The following is a 15,546-nucleotide window of genomic DNA, read 5'->3' on the forward strand; positions in this document are numbered from 1 at the left end:
GATGACCGCGCGGCTCGCGTGATTGCGGCGAACTCCGTGATCCCCTCCAAAGCACGTTCTCATGTGCTACGTGGTGCGTCTTTTGTGCACCAGCGCCCAGGCGGCCTTCTGGACCAGCAGGATGGCCGCGCCGGCAATGACCATTCCGGACAGGTTGACGCCGAGCTGGACGGCCGAACCCCAGATCTCGCCGTTGTGGGAGAGCGCGAGGGCGACCGCGATGTTGCCCGCGGCGGGCACTGTGGTCACCGAGATGAAGACACCGACCAACGCCGAGGCCTTTCCGGCCGTCAATGACAGTACCCCGGCCGCGCCGGCGAGCACCGCCACGATGAACGACCACCGATCGGGCCGGTAGACGAACCCGGTCTGCGGCCGGTGGGCCGGCAGCTGATCCACCGCGATGACGCCCGTCCACCGACCGACCAGCGCGCAGACGAACGTCACCACGATCGCGACGGCGAACCCGGCGGCCAGAACGCCCAGGGCGCGCCCGATCCGCCGCCAGTCACCGCGGACCAGGCCGTACGAGATGGCCGCCATCGCGCCGAACTCCGGTCCGAGCACCATGGCACCGACGATGAGGATCGAGCTGTCGATGATCGCGGCGATCCCGGCGAGCATCGTCGCCAGGACCAGGAACGTGACGAACGACCATGTGAATCGGGTCTCCTCCTCCGTACGCTGGTCGATCTCCTCCCACACGACCGCGTCGTCCCCATGTCCCGGGGCGTTCTCCTCTGCCGCCTCGGCGACATGGGAGATCGACACGTCGACCCGCTCCAGCGCGATCGACCCCTCATCCTCCAGCCCGAGGCGGCGCAGCCCGTCGATGACTTCGTTGACCGCCTCGCGGGCGACGTCGCACATGACCAGGTCGCCGATCGGTTGCCGTGCCGCTTCGGGCAGCACCACCACGTTCGTGACGCCGGGGCTCTCGCCGAGCAGCCCGCACACGTCATCCGTCCGATCCTTGGGCGTGATCGCCCGCAGGTGCAACATCTCCGACCCCGACCGTTTCGCCCGCGACTTGACGGAGAACATCGTGCCGCATCGCGACCGGCGATCCGCCCGGCCACAGGGGGGACGGGCATGATCAGGCCGTGATCGTCCCGGCAGGTCGAAGATCGCGGCGCCCGCCGTCCTCAGGGTGGGACGGCGGGCGCGACGGCCGGCTCAGGGGGCGTCGACGATCAGGGCGAGGGAGGCCGGCGGTACGGCCGCGGGGCTCGCGTAGTTGGCGTCCGCGGCGGCGCGCTCCGCGGCGTTCGGTGTGGCGTTGGTGCACGAGACGCCGCCGGTCGAGCCGGACATCAGCGAGGAGCACGGGCCCGGCTTGTTGTCCGGCAGGCCGAGGCTGTGGCCCAGTTCGTGGGCGGCGATGCGGATGGTGTTGTAGCCCTCGTTGACCGCCTCGCGGCCGAAGTAGACCGTGCTGTGCCGGCCGCCGGGGCGGGCCGGGCCGAGGGTCGTCTCCGGCCAGCCGTCGTAGGCGACGATCTTGATCTCGGCGGTCTGGCCGGTGGTGGCCTCGACCAGGCGCACGTTCTGGAGACCGGCGTTCCAGGAGTTCGCGCCGGCGACGACGGCGCTGCGGAACTCCGCGGCCTGGCTGTCGTCGTAGTGCAGGACGGTCTGCGCGAGGGGATGGGGTGCGGCGTAGGCCGTCGGGACCACGACCGCCGAGAGGGCGAGTGTTGCGGCGCAGGTCAGCATGCGGGCAGGGGTGCGGTGGGCCATGGCGGGGCCTTCCTCGACGGGGCACGGGGGGTCAGGTCCGCCTCAGACTATTCATGACACAGTGTCGTAACAAGCAGCAAAGCAAAGAGTCACCGGATGCGGCCGGCGGCTCGTCAGCGACGGTCAGCGGATGATCAGTGGCCGGTCAGCGGCTCCCCCGACGATCACCGGTATGACGAACAACGGGCTGACCAACACCAGCGTCCTGATCTCCGGCGCGAGCATCGCCGGTCCCGCTCTCGCGTACTGGCTCCGCCGGTACGGCTGCGACGTCACCGTCGTCGAGAAGGCACCCGCCCTGCGGCCCGGCGGCCAGGCCGTCGACTTCAAGGGCGCGACGCACCGTACGGTCCTGGAGCGCATGGGCATCCTGGAGGACGTGCGGCGGCTGCGGACCGGCGGCCGCGACCAGACGGTGGTCGACGCGGACGGCCGGCGTCTCGCCGTCATCCCCGGCGAGTTCACCGGCGGGGAGATCGAGATCCGACGCGGCGACCTGGCCCGGCTGCTGTACGAACGGACCGCGGACGGCTGCGAGTACGTCTTCGGCGACTCGATCACCTCGCTGACCGAGACCGACGGCGGTGTCGAGGTCACCTTCGAGCGTGGCGCGCCGCGCACGTTCGACCTCGTCGTCGGCGCGGACGGGGTGCACTCCAACGTCCGGCGGCTGGCGTTCGGGCCGGAGAGCGAGTTCGTGCACTTCCTCGGCCACTACTACGCGCTCGCCGACGTCGGGCTCGACGGCGACCCCGCCATGTACAACGAACCGGGGCGGATGGTCTCGCTCGGCGGGCCGAAGGCGCCGGCGTTCCTGGTCTTCGCCTCCGAGCGCCTCGACTACGACCGCTTCGACGTCGACGGGCAGAAGAAGCTGCTGATCGACGCCTACCAGGGCGGCGGCTGGCGGACCTCCGAGGTGCTGGCCCGGATCCCCGGCGCGAGGGACTTCTACCTCGACTCGATCAGCCGGGTGGAGGTGGAGCACTACTCCCGTGGCCGGGTCGTGCTGCTGGGCGACGCGGCGTACGCCAACACCCTCGGCGGGTTCGGCACCGGGCTGGCGATCGTCGGCGCGTACGTCCTGGCCGGTGAGCTCCTGGCGGCACGGGGCGACCACCGTACGGCGTTCGCGCGGTACGAGGAGGGGTTCCGCGACTATGCGGCGATCGCCAGGAAGGGCAACGCCGGGCCGTTCCTCGCGCCGCCGAGCGCGCTGCGGATGCGCATGCGGAACTGGATGTTCAACTCCACGCTCATGCTGCGGATGATGCTCAAGCTGACCGACCGGTTCGCGACCGGGATCGAGCTGCGGGACTACTCGTCGGTGTGAGCGCCGCGACGGCGGCGCCAGGCCGCCGCCGCGGTGTCGTCGTCGCTGGCCAGCACGGTCCGCAGGAACTGACGGGAGACCGGGCTCGGCCGGCGTACGCGGGAGGCGGCGAGGGCGATCTGGTACGTCGGCGGGCGCGGTCGTACCGGGACGAACCGCAGGTCCTTGACGTCCGCCGTGATCGGCACCGGCACGAACGCGATGCCGGCCCTGAGGCGGACGAGGTCCAGGATGCTCGACATGTCGCCCGTCTCGAAGGTGATGTGCCGCTGCTGGATCCCGGCGGTGACGAACGCCCGGTCGACCGCGCCGCGTACGCCCCAGCCCGGCGGAAAGTCGATGAACGTCTCCTCGACCACGTCGTGGAGGCCGATGGACGGGGCGTCGGCGAGGCGGTGGCCGGGCGGGCACGCCAGCACCACCTCGCCGTCCGTCAGCGGGTACAGGTCGATGCCGGGCACCGTGCCGATGGTGATCAGCACGGCCAGGTCCATGCTGCCGTCGCGCAGCCGCTCGATGTGGCCCGCGGCCCCGCGCGCCTCGGGCGCCCGCAGCCGGATGTCAACCATGGGGAACCGCTCGCGGAAGACGGCCAGCGACTCGCGTATGTGATCGGGTGTGACGCCGAACAGCACGCCGAGCTCCAGCGTGCCGCGCAGCCCGCCGCCGGCTTCCTGCACCGCCTGCCGCGCGTGCCGTACGGCGGCCAGCACCCGCCGGGCCTCGGGCGCCAGCGCCCGCCCCGCCTCCGTCAGGGTGATGCGCTGCGCCATGCGGTCGAACAGCGGCGTCCCGAGCTCGCGCTCCAGGGACCGCACCGACGTGGAGACGCCCGACTGCACGATGTGCAGGCGCTCGGCCGCCCTGGTGAAGCTCCGCTCCTCGGCGACGGCCAGGAACACCTCGAGTTTCCGCGTCTCCATGTCATCCCGCCATCTCTGATCCGGATCGGGCCATCCGACTTTGATGTTGGACATCGATGGACGAGTGGGCGAAACATCGAACTCATGGGGCCGCAGCGGACAGACCGGCGCACACCCTGATCCACCTGGAGGAACATGTCCACCCTACTCATACGCTCCGGCCATGTGACCAGCCTCGACGAGTCGATCGGCGAGATCCCCGACGGGGACGTGCTGATCGACGGCGACACGATCACGGCGGTCGGCCGGGGGCTGGAGGCGCCCGGCGCGAGAGTCGTCGACGCCGCCGGGAAGATCGTCATCCCCGGCCTGGTCGACGCGCACCGCCACGTCTGGCAGAGCGCGATCAGCGGCGAGGCGTCTCCCGACAACTGTCTCGGGGCCGTGCTCGCCGAACCGCCCGACCGGTACGGGCCCGAGGACGTCTACGCCGGTGTGCTCCGGGGCGCCCTGCGGGCGATCGACTCCGGGGTCACGACGGTCGCCGACTGGTCCCAGATCATCACGACGCCCGCCCACGCCGACGAGAACGTGCGCGCCCTGCGCGACTCCGGCATTCGCGCGCTGTTCCTGTACGGGCCGCCGATCGGCGACGACGTGATGAAGTGGTTCGCGGAGAGCACGGTGCGGCACCCGGCGGACGTCCGGCGCGTACGGTCCGAACTGCTCTGCGACGACACCGCGCGGGTCACGATGGGCCTGGCCCTGCGGGGACCGGAGTTCTCCACTCCGGAGGTCACCGCGGCCGACTTCGGACTGGCGCGCGAACTCGGCGTGCCGATCAGCATCCGCTCCGGGCTCCCGGCGTACCTGGGCCGGTCCCGGACCATCGACACCCTCGACCGGCTCGGCCTGCTCGGCCCCGACGTGCACCACGCCCACGGCGTGCGGTTCTCGGGCACCGACCTGGACCGGATCGCGGCCACCGGCGGATCGGTCGTCGCCTGCCCGATGGCCGACGTGTCCATGGCCAGGGCGACCGGGACGGGCCGGTTCCCCGTCACCGGCCGCGCGGTCGCGCACGGGCTACTGCCGGCCCTCGGCACCGACCTGGCGGCCGACGGCAGCGCCGGGTTGTTCGGGGAGATGCGCAGGGCGCTCGCGAGCGAGCGGGAGCGCGCGATCGCCGTCGCGTCCACGCACGGCGAGACGCCGGTCCATCTCACCGCGCGGGACGCGCTCCGGTTCGCGACCGTCGCCGGCGCCGCGGCGCTGGGCCTCGGCGGCCGCATCGGCACCATCAGCCCCGGCAAGCGCGCCGACCTGACGATCGTGGACGGGCCGATGGCGCCCTGGCGGGACCCGGCCGCCGTCGTGCTCGAGTCGCGCGCCGCCGACGTCGACACGGTGATCATCGACGGCGAGGTGGTCAAACACGCGGGCCGCCTGGCCGGGCCGGCCGCGCGCCGGGCCTCGCATCTGCGGGAGGCGTCGCACCGGCGGCTGTCCGCCGGGACCGGGCTGGTCCCGGCCTGACCGGTCAGACCTTGATGACGCAGCCGTGGTCGTCGGTGTGGTCCGCCGTCTCGTCGTCGAACCAGACACCGCCGGTGGCCAGGTAGCGGAACCGGTGAGTGCCCGGCGTGAGGGTCACCGAGACGCTCCGGAAGCCACGACGCCGCCGGAGCAGCTCGTGCCGCCCGGGCTCCCAGCCGTTGAAGTCACCGACGACGCTGACGACACCGGGCGGCTCGTCCAGGGGCAGCCTGAAGGTGACGCGGGTCTTGTGACCGAACAGCGGCGAACGCCTGAGCATGGGGAGACTCCTCGTACAGGGGGATATGCACGAAGATTCTCCCTTCTAGCGACAGGGTGGGATCAAGTCGACACGGCGTGTAACGCAGAATTCACGCGGTCGGGTCAGGACGGTTTGCCGGCGCTGAGGGCGCGGGTGCCCATCCACGGCCCGCCCCACCACATGCGCCAGCCCAGCGGGCGGACCCGGACGTCCGTCAGGCCGAGGTCCGCCAGCCGGCGCCGGTGGTCGTCGATCGCCGCCATGTCGGCGATCAGCAACCGCCCGCCGGGGCGCAGGACGCGTACGGCCTCGTCGATGGCGCGGGTCCGGGCGCCGGGGTTCTTGATGTTGTGGATGGCCAGGCTGGAGACGATCACGTCGAAGGACGCGTCGTCGAACGGCAGCGCTGTCATGTCGCCGGTGCGCAGCTCGATCCGGTCGCGGACGCCTTCGGCCTCGGCGTTGCGCTCGGTCACCGCGGGCGCGTTGCCGGACTGATCGACGGTGCGCCACAGGTCGACGCCGACGGCTTCGCCCGCCGGCAGGCGTTCCGCCGCCATCAGCAGCACCGCTCCCCTGCCGCAGCCGAGGTCGAGCAGCCGCTCGTCGCCGCGCAGGCCGAGGTCGTCGAGGAGCCCGGACCAGACCACGAACTTTCCCCGCCGCGTCGTGTGGAGGTACAACGCGACGCTGACGAGCTCGATCGCGGCGACCGCGAACGGGATCCAGCCGAACGCGATGCCGAAGCCGAACGTCACGCCGATCCCGGCGAACACCATCCCGACGACGGCGCACGCCAGACCGAACACGACGTACGGTGCGTCCACGCCGTAGGATCCCCGTCTCCGCACGGTCGTCATGAGCGGCACCGTACCTCCGGGACGGCGCACGGCGCAGGCCCTCCCGTACGACGCCGCGCCGACTTTATTGCCGTGTGACAACAATTACGGCCACACGGCGTCACCACGCGCCGGTGCGCCCCTAGAATCGGACCTGACCGTGCCGGACGACTCTGAAAGCCGGCGCGCCCCCATACCCGCTGTGGGCTCGCGGTGTGAGCCCGCCATGACAGGAGTCGCGATGGCCGCCCACGCGCCAGTACGCCCCTACCGCATTCTGCTCGTCGAAGACGATCCCGCGGACGCGCTGCTGGTCGAGGAAGCCCTGCTCGACGGCTCCGAGGGGGATCGTTCCCTCGTTCAGATGTCCGACGGCGTCGCCGCGCTGGAGTACCTGCGCGACCCCGCTCAGCCGCGCCCGGACCTCATCGTCCTCGACCTCAACATGCCGCGGATGAGCGGCGCGGAGATGCTGAAGATCCTCAAGCAGGAGCCCGCGCTCAAGGCCATCCCGGTGGTGGTCCTCACCACGTCCGCGGCGGACGAGGACGTGGCGTCCGCGTACGCCACCCACGCGAGCGCCTACGTCGTCAAGCCCGTCAACCTCGACGACTTCATCGAGGCCGTGCGCAACATCGACACCTTCTACCGGGAGCTCGCCGAGCACCTGCCGGGCGACCCGCGCAACGGCAGCTGAGGCCCCTATGCCTGCTCGGCCTGCTCGACCTCCTCGGCCGGCTCCGGCGAGCTCTCCCGGGCCGGCAGGGTGAAGGTGATCCTGGCGCCGGGCTCGTGGTCGGGGTCCACCCCGATGGTGCCGCCGTGGAACTCCACGATCTTCTTGCACATGGCCAGCCCGATCCCGGTGCCCGGGTAGGCGTCGCGGGTGTGCAGCCGCTGGAAGATCACGAAGACCCGCTCGGCGTACTCCGGGCCGATCCCGATGCCGTTGTCGGTGACGGCGAAGTGCCACATGTCGTCCTGCTGCTCCGCGGTCACCCGGATCTCGGGCGTACGGTCGGGCGAGCGGAACTTGACCGCGTTGGACAGCAGGTTCTGCAGCAGCAGGCCGAACTGCCCGGGGTCCCCGGTGACGGTGGGCAGCGGATCGTGGGACAGGCGGGCGCCGGCCTCCTCGATCGTGATGCTCAGCGTGCTGACCGTCGTGGCGTACACCTCTTCGAGGTCCACGTCGACGCGGGCCACGTGGACCCGGCCGACGCGGGAGAACTGCAGGAGGTCGTTGATGAGCGCCTGCATGCGGTTGGCGCCCTCGATGGCGAAGTCGATGTACTGGTTGGCCCGCTCGTCGAGCTGTTCGCTGTAGCGGCGCCGCAGCATCTGGCTGAAACTCGCCACCTTGCGCAGCGGCTCCTGCAGGTCGTGTGACGCGACGTAGGCGAACTGCTCGAGTTCGGCGTTCGAACGCCGCAGGTCCTCGGCCTGGTCGGCGAGCTGGTCCCGTGCCTCTCCGGAGAAGACCAGCTCCTCGGTGAGGCGCTGCCGCATCGCCTCCACCCCGGTGGCCAGCCGCCGCAGGTCGGCAGGGCCGTAACCGGTGATCACGTGGCCGAAGTCGCCGTCGGCGACCTGCCCGGTGTCGGCGGCGAGCCGTTCCAACGGCACCGTGATCCCGCGCCGCAGGCCGACGAACATCAGCACGGCGAGCACGAGGATGACCACCGCGATGCCGGCGAAGACGGCGTTCCGCTCGGTCTGCACCGTGCGGAGGTCGGCGCGCCCGTCGGCGCGGGCCTGCGTCAGGTGCTGCTGCTGGGCGGCCATCGCCGAGCGCAGCGCGTCGAACTCGGCCTTGCCCTCGGACGCCCGCTCGCTCGCCAGGCGCGTCACCGCGTCGCCCTTCCCGGTGACGATGGGGTCGGCGAACCACGCCCGCCAGATCTCCGCGCGGTGTATCACCAGCGCCAGGTCGGCGCGCTCTCGCGGACCCACGGACAGCGTGCGCAGCGCCCGCAGCGCGGTGGCCTCCTGGGCACGGCCCTCGTTGTAGGGGTCGAGGAAGTCGGAGCGGCCTGACAGGCCGTATCCGCGGACGCCGGTCTCCTGGTCCAGCATGGCCGCCTCGTAGTGGATCGAGGCGATGAGCGCCGACGACTGCCGGTCGACCAGCTGGTCGGTGACCGCGCCCTCGTGGCTCAACACCCAGACGCCCAGCCCGCCCAGGATCGCCAGCACCGCGAGGGCGGCGCCCACGCCGATCTGGAGCCAGCGCCGGGTGGTCAGCCGCGACCATCCCTCCGCCGGCACCCGCTCCACCGCGCCGGGGACCTCCTCTGCGGGCGCGGTGTCCGCCTCCTCGGCGGGCTCCACCAGGGAAGACGAACGGGATTCGGGGGCCATGAACTCTCCGCGCAGGGGTCGACGAGCCGGGACGTGGCACGGCACGCACACGATATCTCCGCGGAGAGCGGCCGCCGAACGAACGGCGGCCGTCGACCGGTCCCTAGCCGCGCGCCCCGACCGTGGCCTTGCCGCTGCGGACGGCCTCCGTCGCGGCGTCGGAGGTGTCGTAGATCGGCAGGACCCGGACCAGCTGGGTGATCTCAAAGACCTTCTGGGCCTGCGGGGACGGCGCCGCCACCGCGAGGGAGCTGTCGTACGGGCGGAGCCGGTGCACCACGCCGACGAAGACGCCCAGGCCGATGGAGTCGACGAAGTCCACGTCGCTCAGCTCCAGCACCAGGCGGTGGTGCCCCTCGTCGATGAGGCGGATCAGCAGATCGCGCACCCGGGGCGCGGTCGCGACGTCGAGCGCCCCGGCCAGTGTCACGCTCACGATGCCGTCGTCCGTCACGGTGTGCTCGACGCTGAACTCCATGCCGTCCTCCAATGACTCCCGGCATATCACTGACGATCCGCGCCGCCCGGGTGTTCCCGTGGTGGCCACCCCGGAACCGTTCCCCGGCGACAGCTTCCTCTCGCCTGGTCACACATTATGGCCGCGAATGTGATACGACGCGACGGGGCGGCCCGGCCCGAGGAGGTAGGCGCCGGTTCCGGGCGCGAACGGACCGGGCCGCCCCGCCTGGACAGGCCCCCTACCCGGACAGATCGCGAATACACGGAGAAGACAGATTCCGTCACCTTATGTGACGGTCCGCAGCTCGCGGAAGAACGCCCGGACGTCGCCGACCAGCAGGTCCGGTTCCTCCATCGCGGCGAAGTGGCCGCCGCGGTCGAACTCGCTCCACCGCACGATCTCGTCCGCCCGTTCCGCGAGGTGACGCAGCACGATGAAGTTCTCTTCCGGGAAGACGGCGAGCGCGGTGGGTGCGGTGGAGGGCTCGGGCGGCTTTCCCCAGTAGTCGGCGTGCGCCCGCTCGTAGTAGATCCGGGCCGAAGAGCCGGCCGTGCCGGTCAGCCAGTACAGCATGACGTTCGTCAGCAGCCGGTCGCGGTCGACGGCGTCCTCCGGCCGCTCGTCGGAGTCCGTCCACTCCTTGAACTTCTCCACGATCCAGGCGAGCTGCCCGACCGGGGAGTCGGTCAGCCCGTACGCGAGGGTCTGCGGGCGCGTGGACTGGACGACGGCGTATCCCGTGCGCTCGCTCTCCCACTCCCACATCCGGGCCCAGGAGGCGAGCGTGCGCGCGCGTTCGGCCGGATCGAGCGCGGCGAGTTCCTCTGGCGTCGGCTCAGAGGACGCCCCCGTGCCGGGGATCAGGGTGAGGTGCACGCCGATGATCTGCTGGGGGTGGGTGCGGCCGAGTTCGCGGGAGATGGCCGCGCCCCAGTCGCCGCCCTGCGCGCCGTACCGGTGGTAGCCCAGACGCCGCATCAGCTCGCCGAAGGCGGCGGCGACGCGGAGCAGCTCCCAGCCGCGCTCGCGCGTCGGCCCGGAGAACCCGAACCCGGGGATGCTCGGCATCACCAGGTGGAAGGCGTCCGACGGATCCCCGCCGTGCGCCCGGGGATCCGTCAGCGGGCCGGCGATCTCGGTGAACTCCACGATCGAGCCCGGCCAGCCGTGCGTGATGATCAACGGTGTCGCGTCGGGCTCGGGCGACCGGATGTGCGCGAAGTGGATGTTCGCGCCGTCGATGGTGGTGGTGAACTGCGGCCACCGGTTCAGCAGCGCCTCGGCGGCACGCCAGTCGTACTCGTGCCGCCAGTACCGTACGAGCTCCCGCAGGTAGTCGCGCGGCACGCCGTACGCCCAGCCGGCGCCGGGCAGTTCGTCCGGCCACCGGGTACGGTCGAGGCGCTCGTGGAGGTCGGCCAGGTCGGCCTCGGGGACGTCGATGCGGAAGGGACGGATCGTCTCGTCGGCCGGTGTCGTCATGCGCCGCATGCTATGACGCTCACCTGCGGTGACGTCCACCCGATATCCCCTGGCGACCGTCACGCCGGGTGGGCCAGCGGCTCTCCCCGCAGGTGGCGGGCGACGTCCTCGGCGAGGATGGCGGCCGCGTTGGCGGCGGTCTGCCGGCTGGCGCCGGCCAGGTGCGGCGTCAGCGTCACCCCCGGGGTGGACAGCAGCCGCGACCCGGCCGGGATCGGCTCCTCGGGGAACACGTCGAACGCGGCGCCGAACAGGTGCCCGCCGTCGATCGCGTCGCAGACGGCGTCGTAGTCGAGCAGGGCGCCGCGGGCGCAGTTGACGATGATCCCGCCGGCCGGCATGGCGGCGATCTGCGGGGCGCCGATCATCCCGGTGGTCTCCGGTGTGACGCGGGCATGCAGCGTGATGACCTGCGAGCGGGCCAGCAGTTCGTCGAGGGAGACGAGTTCGGCCACCGCGGACTCGGTCACGTACGGGTCGTGGACGAGGACGTGCGCGCCGAGGGCGGCGAGCATCTCGGCGACCCGGTTGCCGACCGCTCCGCCGCCGACCAGGCCGATGGTGCTGCCGCGCAGTTCGATGCCGACCTCGTCGTAGCGGTAGTAGTCGCTGCGCCACCGGCCGGCGGTCAGCTCGGCGTGGGTCTGCGGGATGCGGCGCGCGGCGGCGAGGATCATGCCGAGGGTGTGCTCGGCGGTGGCGCCCGCGTTGCGGCCCGGCGCGCAGCAGACGGCGACGCCGTGCTCGGCGGCGGCCTTCAGGTTGGCGTTGACCGGCCCGCCGCGGCCGATGCCGATCAATCGCAGCCGCGGGCTCGCCTCGATGACGCGACGAGTCAGCGGCGCCATCTGGGTGAGGCAGATCTCGGCGCCGTCGAGCGCCTCGATGAGCTGGTCCTCGGTGCCGGACGCCTCGTCCACCTCGGCCACCCGGCCGAACGGCACGAGCGGCCAGTCGAGGGTGAGCTCGGTGAACTCCAGCCCTTCCGGCACCTGCTCGCGTACGGCGTCGATGAGGAGGCGGTTGAGGACGAAGTGGTCTCCGGCCGCGAGCACGCGGGTGGTCATGAGATCTCCTGGACTGCGGTGGTGCGTTCGATGGGCGTGTTGTACTCGAGGAGGGCGGCCCCGCCACCCTGCCCGCCGGTGAGCCGGACCTCGGTCAGCCCGCAGTTGCGCAGCGACGGGAAGGTCCGGCGGTAGTCGCGCATGGGCACCCCGATCAGCTCGCACAGCGCGAGCCGGATCGCGGTGGAGTGCGCGACGACGAGGACCCGGTCGTCCGGGTACCGCGTGGCGAGGTCGTACAGGCAGCCGGTGAACCGGCGGGCCGCGTCGGTGGGGTCCTCCCCGCCGGGCAGGTGGTCGGTGACCGGGTCGGCGCGGAACGCCCGCAGCGCCTCGGGGAACTGCTCGTGCATCTCGGCGGAGGTCAGGCCCTCGCCGTGCCCGAAGTCCAGCTCGCGGAGGCGTTCGTCCACGTTCAGCGGCACGCCGATCGCCTCGGCGCAGGCGGTCGCGGTGAGCTGGGCGCGGGTCAGTGTCGAGGTCCAGACGGCGGCGAGGCCCGCGGTCGCGGCCCAGGCGGCGAGCTGCTGGGCCTGCTCGAGTCCGCGTGCGGTGAGGGCGATGTCGCTGACACCCGCGTAGCGGTTCTCCGCGTGCCACTCCGTCTCCCCATGGCGGACCAGTACGAGGTCTGTCAACGTTCGTTCCCTTCATCGGTGCGTGTGCGCGCGTGTTCGGCGGTGGGCTCGGGAAGCCACCCGCGCCGCTCCAGTTCCGTCACGAACCGCAGGTATCCCTCGTCGAACCGGCCGTCACGCGGGCCCGGATCGATCGTCTCGCGTACGGCGACCATCGCGGCGGCCACCTCGGCGACGCGGCGGCCGGGTGACGCGGCCAGCACGGCGGCGCCGAGCGCCGGTTCCGGGTCGGCCGGGAGGATCACCGGCCGGCCGAGCACCCGGGCGCGGAGCCGGCACCAGTACGCGCTGCGCGCCGCGCCGCCGGTGAACGTCAGGTCGCCGTCCACCGGCGCGCCGAGCAGGTCGAGGTGGTCGAAGCACAGGCGCTCCAGGTAGGCGACGCCCTGCAGGAGCGCGGCGTAGTCGTCGGCCTCGTCGCCGGTGCCGCCGAGCAGGAAGCCCTCCGCGTCCGGCGCGGCGAACGGGAACCGCTCGCCGCGGGAGACCAGCGGGTACGCCAGGGCCCGCGCGGGCTCGTGGTCCGCGGCCCGCCGGTCCAGCTCCGCCAGATCGCGTCCGGGGAAGTCGCGGGAGATGGCGCCGGCTCCCGTGCTGGAGGCGCCGCCGGGCAGCCACGCGCCGTCCGGCGCCCGGTGGGAGTACACCACGCCGTACGGGTCGTGCAGCGGCTCGCGGGTGACGCCCTTGAGCACGAGTGTCGTGCCCAGCACGGAGTTCCACGATCCGGGCGTGAGCCGGCCGGCGCCGAGCTGCGCGGCGCAGCCGTCGGTCATGCCGGCGACGATCGGCGTGCCCGCCGGGATGCCGGTGGCCTCGGCCGCGGACGCGCAGACCGTGCCGATCGGGGTGCCGGAGCGTACGAGCGGCGGGAGCACCTCGCGGGGCACGCCGAGCGTGTCGAGGACGTCCGCCGGCCAGTCCTCCTCGACCAGGTGGGCGCCGGTCTTCAGCGCGTTGCTCAGGTCGGCGGGCACGGCGTGCCCGGCGAGCCGCCGGTTGACGAAGTCGGCCTGGTGGGCCAGGTGGACCGGGCCCTCGTGCCGGCCGAGGAGCCACAGCAGCTTCGGCAGCGCCCAGGCGGGCTGCATACGCCGGTAGCCGAGCTCGTCCCAGACCGCGGCGCCCGTCTCGTTGACGCGCCGGGTCTCGTCGGCCGCGCGCGTGTCGTCGTACATCAGGCCCGGGGTGAGGGGCCGGCCGTCGCCGTCGGTGAGCAGGATCGTCCCGGAGGTGCCGTCCACCGCGACCGCCCGGACGGCGCCGGCCGGCACGCCGTCGAGCGCGCTCCGGCAGGCCGCGGCGGTCGCCCGCCACCACTCCTCGGGGTCCTGTTCGTGTCGTTGGCCCTCGCGACGGCCGGTCAGCGGGTGCGTGCCCCGCCCGACGACGGCGCCGGAGGCCGTCACCGCGAGCGCGCGCACGCTCTGCGTGCCCAGGTCGATGCCGAGCCAGATCTCCTCGCCGCCCGTCATGCCGCTCCGTCGCGGAGGTTCGCGAGCGTCGGCCAGGACCGCGCCGTCGCGGCGCGCACCGTGAGGAACGCCTCGTACGCGTCGGTGTAGTACGCGACGTTCGCCGGGTCGGGCGCGAAGGTGTCACCGGTCCGGATGTAGGTCTCGGCGGCCTCCTGTTCGCTCGCCGCCCGGCCCGTCGCCACCGCTCCGACGAGGAACGCGCCGCGTGCGCCGGCCTCGGCGTCGGCGGTGCGGACCACCGGCACGCCGGTGACGTCGGCGAGCATCCGCAGCCAGTGCGGGCTGGCCGAGCCGCCGCCGCTGACCCGCAGCTCGACCGGCCGCGCCCCAGAGGCGGCCAGGCAGTCGCGGATCACCAGGCACAGTCCTTCGAGGACCGCGCGGGCGAGGTGCTCGCGGTCGTGGTCGACGCACAGGCCGAGGAACGAGCCGCGTGCCCGCGTGTCGAGGAACGGCGCCCGCTCCCCCGCCGGCGACAGGTACGGCAGGAAGACCAGTCCGTCGGCGCCCGGTACGGACCGGGCGGCCAGGTCCGACAGCGCGGCCGGGTCGTCGCCCAGGCCGAGCATGCGGCAGGCCCAGTCGACCACCTGGCCGCCGGCGAGCGTCGGGAACGCCCGCAGGTAGCGCCCGCCGAGGGCCACCGTCAGGCCGGACGGCGTGCCGTCGAGCTGCGGCTCCTCCATCATGACCTCGGTGCAGAGCGTGGTGCCGAGGATCGTGCACGCCTGGCCGGGACCGACCGCGCCGACGCCGATCGCGGTGGCGGCCACGTCGTACGGTGCGAGCACGACGGGGATGCCCTCGGGCAGGCCGAGCTCGGCCGCGGCGGAGGCGGTCAGCGGTGCGGCGCGCCGGTCGTCGCCGCGCAGCTCGGGAAGCAGTGGCCGTGCCCACTCCATGTCGTACAGGCGGAGCAGGTCGTCGGAGTAGCGGCGCGCGCGGATGTCCATGAACGGTGCCGAGCCGTCGGACTCGTCGGCGACCAGCTCGCCGGTGAGCCGCGCGAAGATCCAGCCGCCGCAGGTCAGCGAGGCGGCCGAGCGCTCCAGCCGGTCGGGGTCGTGCTCGCGCAGCCAGCTCAGGATCGCGTTGGGCAGGCCGGCGAAGGTCAGCGACCCGTTGCTGCGGAAGGCACGCTCCAACACGCCGTCGCGGGACCACCGCTCGACGAACGTGCCGGCCCGCCCGTCGTTCCACAGGATGGCGGGCCCGGTGGGTTCCCCGGCGGCGTCGACGAGCCAACTGCCGTCGCCCTGCGCGGTCAGCGCCAGGTGGGTGACCGGCGCGTCCAGGCGCTCGGCCACCTGTCGCACCCCGCGGACGACCGCCTGCCAGACCTCGGTCAGGTCCTGCTCGGCGTGGCCGGGCGCGGGGTGGCGCACCGTGGTGGCCTGGCGTTCGACCGCGAGCTCGGCGCCGTCCTCGCCGTACCCCACCGCCTTGATCATCGTGGTGCCCGCGTCGACGCAGACGACGGCCATGAG

15 protein-coding genes are annotated in these 15,546 nt (G+C 72.6%); 3 read left to right on the forward strand and 12 right to left on the reverse strand.

The features are described 5' to 3' along the window. Positions 1 to 66: 66 nt before the first annotated feature. Entirely contained in the window at positions 67 to 1,044 is a 978-nt protein-coding gene (locus ACQEV1_RS33300) for a DUF389 domain-containing protein (RefSeq protein WP_285630248.1), read from the reverse strand. 132 nt (positions 1,045 to 1,176) lie between these two features. Beyond that, positions 1,177 to 1,740, reverse strand: coding sequence for a snapalysin family zinc-dependent metalloprotease (locus ACQEV1_RS33305; RefSeq protein WP_433398952.1), 564 nt, complete (start codon positions 1,738 to 1,740; stop codon positions 1,177 to 1,179). Positions 1,741 to 1,912: 172 nt separating this feature from the next. Here ACQEV1_RS33305 and ACQEV1_RS33310 point away from each other — a divergent pair, with 172 nt between their 5' ends. After that, positions 1,913 to 3,073: an FAD-dependent monooxygenase gene (locus tag ACQEV1_RS33310; RefSeq protein WP_433398955.1), complete on the forward strand. Its 1,161-nt coding sequence runs from the start codon at positions 1,913 to 1,915 to the stop codon at positions 3,071 to 3,073. Here ACQEV1_RS33310 and ACQEV1_RS33315 read toward each other — a convergent pair. Continuing rightward, a complete protein-coding gene (locus ACQEV1_RS33315) occupies positions 3,058 to 3,996 on the reverse strand; it encodes a LysR family transcriptional regulator (protein ID WP_433398958.1) in 939 nt (312 codons plus the stop codon). The two genes, ACQEV1_RS33310 and ACQEV1_RS33315, sit on opposite strands and share 16 nt — an antisense overlap. 135 nt (positions 3,997 to 4,131) lie before the next feature. On the opposite strand from ACQEV1_RS33315, the gene ACQEV1_RS33320 reads away from it, so the two are divergent. Further along, on the forward strand, positions 4,132 to 5,472 hold the full coding sequence (locus tag ACQEV1_RS33320; RefSeq protein WP_433398961.1) for an amidohydrolase family protein: 1,341 nt from the start codon (positions 4,132 to 4,134) through the stop codon (positions 5,470 to 5,472). Positions 5,473 to 5,476: 4 nt separating this feature from the next. Here the strand turns inward: ACQEV1_RS33320 and ACQEV1_RS33325 are convergent, their stop codons facing one another. Both ACQEV1_RS33325 and ACQEV1_RS33330 read right to left on the reverse strand, forming a co-directional pair. Beyond that, positions 5,477 to 5,752 (reverse strand): isoamylase early set domain-containing protein, encoded by a 276-nt coding sequence (locus ACQEV1_RS33325; RefSeq protein WP_285572662.1) that lies wholly within the window; start codon positions 5,750 to 5,752, stop codon positions 5,477 to 5,479. Positions 5,753 to 5,856: 104 nt separating this feature from the next. Beyond that, positions 5,857 to 6,594 carry a class I SAM-dependent methyltransferase gene (locus ACQEV1_RS33330; RefSeq protein ID WP_285630237.1) on the reverse strand — a complete coding sequence of 246 codons (738 nt, stop codon included), beginning with the start codon at positions 6,592 to 6,594 and terminating at the stop codon, positions 5,857 to 5,859. Positions 6,595 to 6,814: 220 nt separating this feature from the next. Here ACQEV1_RS33330 and ACQEV1_RS33335 point away from each other — a divergent pair, with 220 nt between their 5' ends. After that, positions 6,815 to 7,270 carry a response regulator gene (locus tag ACQEV1_RS33335; protein ID WP_433398966.1) on the forward strand — a complete coding sequence of 152 codons (456 nt, stop codon included), beginning with the start codon at positions 6,815 to 6,817 and terminating at the stop codon, positions 7,268 to 7,270. 5 nt (positions 7,271 to 7,275) lie between these two features. On the opposite strand, the gene ACQEV1_RS33340 is transcribed toward ACQEV1_RS33335, so the two are convergent. The 7 genes from ACQEV1_RS33340 to ACQEV1_RS33370 all read right to left on the reverse strand — a co-directional run bounded on the left by ACQEV1_RS33340 (position 7,276) and on the right by ACQEV1_RS33370 (position 15,543). After that, the gene (locus ACQEV1_RS33340) at positions 7,276 to 8,934 is read right to left on the reverse strand and encodes a sensor histidine kinase (RefSeq protein WP_433398968.1); all 1,659 of its coding nucleotides are present in this window, start codon (positions 8,932 to 8,934) and stop codon (positions 7,276 to 7,278) included. 103 nt (positions 8,935 to 9,037) lie between these two features. After that, positions 9,038 to 9,412, reverse strand: coding sequence for an STAS domain-containing protein (locus tag ACQEV1_RS33345; RefSeq protein ID WP_285630231.1), 375 nt, complete (start codon positions 9,410 to 9,412; stop codon positions 9,038 to 9,040). A 267-nt stretch (positions 9,413 to 9,679) separates the two neighbouring features. Beyond that, positions 9,680 to 10,876: an epoxide hydrolase family protein gene (locus tag ACQEV1_RS33350; protein ID WP_433398972.1), complete on the reverse strand. Its 1,197-nt coding sequence runs from the start codon at positions 10,874 to 10,876 to the stop codon at positions 9,680 to 9,682. A gap of 59 nt (positions 10,877 to 10,935) precedes the next feature. Beyond that, positions 10,936 to 11,943: a 2-hydroxyacid dehydrogenase gene (locus ACQEV1_RS33355; protein ID WP_285572671.1), complete on the reverse strand. Its 1,008-nt coding sequence runs from the start codon at positions 11,941 to 11,943 to the stop codon at positions 10,936 to 10,938. Continuing rightward, positions 11,940 to 12,581: a histidine phosphatase family protein gene (locus ACQEV1_RS33360; protein WP_285572680.1), complete on the reverse strand. Its 642-nt coding sequence runs from the start codon at positions 12,579 to 12,581 to the stop codon at positions 11,940 to 11,942. Before ACQEV1_RS33360 ends, ACQEV1_RS33355 begins: the two co-directional genes overlap by 4 nt. After that, positions 12,578 to 14,056 carry an FGGY-family carbohydrate kinase gene (locus tag ACQEV1_RS33365; protein WP_433398977.1) on the reverse strand — a complete coding sequence of 493 codons (1,479 nt, stop codon included), beginning with the start codon at positions 14,054 to 14,056 and terminating at the stop codon, positions 12,578 to 12,580. The genes ACQEV1_RS33360 and ACQEV1_RS33365 overlap by 4 nt, the downstream gene beginning before the upstream one ends. Next, positions 14,053 to 15,543 carry an FGGY-family carbohydrate kinase gene (locus ACQEV1_RS33370; protein ID WP_285630223.1) on the reverse strand — a complete coding sequence of 497 codons (1,491 nt, stop codon included), beginning with the start codon at positions 15,541 to 15,543 and terminating at the stop codon, positions 14,053 to 14,055. Before ACQEV1_RS33370 ends, ACQEV1_RS33365 begins: the two co-directional genes overlap by 4 nt. Between the last annotated feature and the right edge of the window lie 3 nt (positions 15,544 to 15,546).

The organism is Actinoallomurus sp. CA-142502, assembly GCF_050936355.1.
GTDB classification, from domain to species: domain Bacteria; phylum Actinomycetota; class Actinomycetes; order Streptosporangiales; family Streptosporangiaceae; genus Actinoallomurus; species Actinoallomurus iriomotensis.